At 64.0% G+C, this 4,431-nt stretch carries 2 protein-coding genes; both read left to right on the forward strand.

All coding sequences use genetic code 11. From position 1 onward, the window contains the following. The first annotated feature begins 249 nt into the window (after window positions 1-249). On the forward strand, window positions 250-1,971 hold the full coding sequence (locus ACLFQI_RS11915; RefSeq protein WP_410759608.1) for a flagellin: 1,722 nt from the start codon (window positions 250-252) through the stop codon (window positions 1,969-1,971). 97 nt (window positions 1,972-2,068) lie between these two features. After that, window positions 2,069-4,431, forward strand: a 2,363-nt coding sequence (locus tag ACLFQI_RS11920; protein ID WP_410759609.1) for a glycosyltransferase, incomplete at its 3' end; no start/stop codon positions are given.

The raw sequence follows: 4,431 nt of genomic DNA on the forward strand, positions 1-4,431 counted from the left end.
ATCTCTAGCCGCGCCCCGTCCCGCCCGGCATCTGTAGCCGCGCCACGCCCCCCGCCCGGCATCTCTAGCCGCGCCCCGTCCCCGCTCGGCGGAGATTGTGAAGAAAATCACATCCTCGTCCTAAAGTTTCCGCTTGGGCGGCCGTTAACCTTAAGCAACGGCCAACCCAGGTGCCGTTGCGACAGGCCCCGGTGGCCCTAGCCGCCGGCCATCCTGACGCCCTCACCACGCATTCGGAAGGAGCAAACCATGTCCGTCATCAACACCAACATCATGTCGCTGGTCGCTCAGCAGAACCTGAAAGAGAGCCAGAGCAGCCTCACCCAGTCCATGGAGCGCCTGTCTTCCGGCCTGCGCATCAACAGCGCCAGCGACGACGCCGCCGGTCAGGCCATCGCCAACCGCTTCACCTCCCAGGTCAACGGCCTCAACCAGGCGCAGCGCAACGCCAACGACGGCATCTCGATGGCGCAGACCACCGAGGGCTCGCTGAACCAGATCAACGACAACCTGCAGACCATCCGCACCCTGACCGTGCAGGCCCTCAACGGCAGCAACTCGCAGTCCGACCTGGAGTCCATCCAGGACGAGATCGACCAGCGCCTGTCCGAGATCGACCGCATCTCCGCCGAGACCGACTTCAACGGCAGCAAGGTGCTGGCCGAGGGCACGGAGGGCCTGCGCATCCAGGTCGGCGCCAACGACGATCAGATCATCGACATCAATCTGCGCCAGATCGACGTCACCTCGTTGGATCTCAATGGCTTCAATGTGGACGGCAGTAGCGCAACGGATAATCGGGAAGCGACCATTACGGATCTGATCGCCGCCGGCGCCAGCGATGAGGGTAATAATCTACGCGATCATACCGTTACTCATGATAAAGCCACGCTCAATCAGGTCATCGAGGAACTCAGTGAGGGAGATACCGTTCATGTCTCGGGCGGAACGACGTACACCTATGATGCGGCGGCGGGTAACTTCACGTTCACGGATTCGATCAGTGGTAGTGGTGGAATCGCGGAGTTAGCGGATGATCTGACGCCCAATTCTGGCACCGTCGAGGGAACCTATGAGTTCGAGAGCGGGCATTTCGCCGAGTTCGAGGTGCAAGCGGACGGTAACCTCACGATTGATGGGAATGCGGCTTATATCTCAGATGCTGGTTTCTTGACGACCAACAGTAGCGGCGGAACGCAGGCGACATTGACAGATCTGCTTGCCGATGATACGGGCGATGGCACCAATCAATTCGTCGAGATCGACGGTACGCGCTATACCCTCTCCGGCGGCGGCAATGGGGTTTCTTTCGAGAATACAGCGACGACTGCCGATGTTCTGGCAGCGGCAGAAGATGCTCCAGGCGACTACACGGCGGTGACCCTCTCCGATGGATTGACAACCAATCAGATCGACTTTAACAAAGATCTTGTTTATTCCGGAGGCGGATCTCATGACGGGGTTGCCTTTAGTGATCGTAACGGTGACCTGACAACGGTCGAAGAGTTCACGACGCGTTACGAGGTCAATCCTGACGATGGCACAGTGACGGTTGTCGGCGTGACCGAAGGCGACTCCTTTGATGCCAACGAGCGAGATTTCCAAGGCACCGATGTCGATCTGCAAAGAGGCGAAGTGGCGTATATCAACAGCGACGGACTGTTGACCACGGCCGAGACCAGCGCCGGTGACGCGACCGAGGATCCGCTCGCGACCTTGGATTCAGCGATCGCCAATGTCGATAGCTTACGCTCCGAATTGGGTGCAGTGCAAAACCGGTTCACGGACGCCATCACCAACCTCAATACCGTGAGCACCAACCTGTCGGATGCCCGCTCGCGCATCGAGGACGCCGACTACGCGGTCGAGGTGGCCAACATGACTCGGGCCCAGATCCTGCAACAGGCCGGCACCAGCGTCCTGGCCCAGGCCAACCAGATCCCGCAGAACGTGCTCTCGCTGCTGGGGTAAGCTAAGCCCTGATCGCGCCGGGCCAGGGTTGGCCCGGCCGGCTCAACCCCCTCACAACCGGCGCCCTGATGCGCCGGTTTTTTTGTATGATGCGCCGATGGCCAAACACTCCATATCCGCGTCCACGCGACGCCCGCCGCGCCTGCTCTGGGCCAACACCTATTGCCTGCTGGACCGTTCCAGCGGCGCCGCCATGTCGGTGCGCGAGATGCTGCGCCAATTGGTCAAGCAGGGCTACGAGGTCCGGATCCTCGGTGCCACCGTCTTCGACAGCCCCAAGGGCGCCGAGCGCCTGCGCGCGCACTGGGGCGAGCGCCTGGCCGCGCCGCAGCGCTTCGCCGAGATCCCCGATGGCGAGCTGACGCATCAGCTCATCATCACCCGCCAGACCCAACGCGTCGCGCTGAACGCTGTAGAAGCGGACGACTGGCACAATCAATATCTCTATCTGCTGGATCGGTTCAAACCGGATCTGGTCTGGTTCTACGGCGGCCAGACACTGGACTTGCTGATCCCCGCCGAGGCTCGCATACGCGGCATCCCCTCGGCGTTCTATCTGGCCAACGGGTTTTATCGCAACTCGCAGGTCTGGTGTCGGGACATCGACCTGATTCTCACCGACACTCAAGCCACCGCCGAGATGTATCGCGACAGCCTCGGCATCGTCGCCACCCCGGTCGGCAAGTTCATCGACCCGGCGCGCTTCGTCGCCGAGACGCATGAGCGCAAACACCTGCTGTTCATCAACCCGAGCTGGGAGAAGGGCGTCAGCGTGGTGATTCAGCTCGCCCTGCTGCTCGAACAGCGCCGCCCGGACATCACCCTGGAGGTGGTCGAGGCGCGCGGCGACTGGCCGACCTTCCTCAAGCAGATCAGCAGCCGCCTCGGCACCCCGCGCGAGCGCCTGGAGAACGTGCGCCTCACCGCCAACACCGACGACATGCACGCGCTCTATGCGCGCGCACGCGTGCTGCTCGCGCCGAGCCTGTGGTGGGAGAGCGGCGCGCGCGTGCTCGCCGAGGCCATGCTCAATGGCATCCCGGCCATCGTCAGCAATCGCGGCGGCAGCCCCGGCCTGATCGAGGACGGCGGCGTGGTGCTGGACTTTCCCGAGGCCTGCTACGAGCCACCCTATCAGCACCTGCTCAGCGAGGACGAGCTCGAGCCGCTGTACCAGGCCGTGATCGCCTACTTCGACGACGAGGCGCGCTATGAGGAGGCCAGCGAGCGGGCGTTTCGCGTCGGCCGCGACCGGCATCATATCGACGTCAGCACCCGCCGCCTGACCCAAGCCTTCGCGCCGCTGATCAACCAGCGCGCCGGCGACAAAGACTTCCTGCGCGCACAGCGTCAGCAACACAAGCACAAACTCACCGGTCGGGCCGCCAAACCGGACTTCTCGCGGGGGCGCAGTGTCGTTCCGGCAGCCGAAACGACGGTCGCCACGGCGCATGGAAAGGTCCATCTGCGCCGCACCGAGTCGACCGCGCCCGCAGCGCCGGAGCCGATCCCGACCACCCCAGCGTCGCCAGCGCATCCACCCGCGCGCCCATCGGCGCATCCAGCCGCCGTCGCCCAAGCCACCGGCCCCACTGGCCCAGCGCCCACCGGCTCAGCGCCAGACCCGGCGACCGCCACCGCCACACAGGCCAACTTCGACTGGCAACTGCAAGGCCGCGTCGTCGTCCTCGACAACCGCGCCAAACTCCTGCGCAGCGGCGCCTGGGACAGTCTGCGCGAGACCGACGCCTTCAGCCTGGTCGCCTTCGACCCGGCCAGCGAGGTGCCACACCCCGAGCACTTCCAAGACAGCGAGCACGTCCAGGTCTTTCAACACGCGCTGCTCGGCGACGGCCAGCCCGCCACCTTGCATGCCTGCCTCGACCCGGCGCTCAGCAGCACCCTCAAGCCGCTGCCCGACGACCAACTCCCCGCGCACCAACGCCAGGGCGCGCGTGTGCTGACCACGCTGCCGATCAGCACCATCCGCCTCGACAGCATCGAAGGGCTGGGCAGCCTCGACTGGCTGATCCTCGACGACTTGAGCGACGCCATCGCCATCCTCGAGCATGGCGAAACGCAACTGCAACAGACCCTGCTGATCCAGGCCCGCGTCGCCTTCCAGCCCACCCACGAGCGCCAGCCCAGCCTCGCCGAGCTGCAACACTGGATGGCCCGCCACGGCTTTCGCTTCTACCGCTTCAACGACGCCCGCTACCACAGCCTGTTCCCGCAAGACACCGAAGCCAGCCAGCAGCTCGCCAGCGAACTGCAAAGCCTGGAGACGCTGTTCATCCCCAGCGACGACCGCCTCGCCGCGTTCGACGACAGCCGCAAGCAAAAGCTGGTGTTTCTGCTGCACAGCGTCTTCAACGCCCATGATCTCGCCTATCAGGTGATGAGCCAGGTCAATGCGCTGTTGGCGAAGCAGTATCTGCGTTTTGTGGAAGGGCAGGTGGG

Source organism: Halochromatium sp. (assembly GCF_046541315.1).
Classification (GTDB): Bacteria; Pseudomonadota; Gammaproteobacteria; order Chromatiales; family Chromatiaceae; genus Lamprobacter.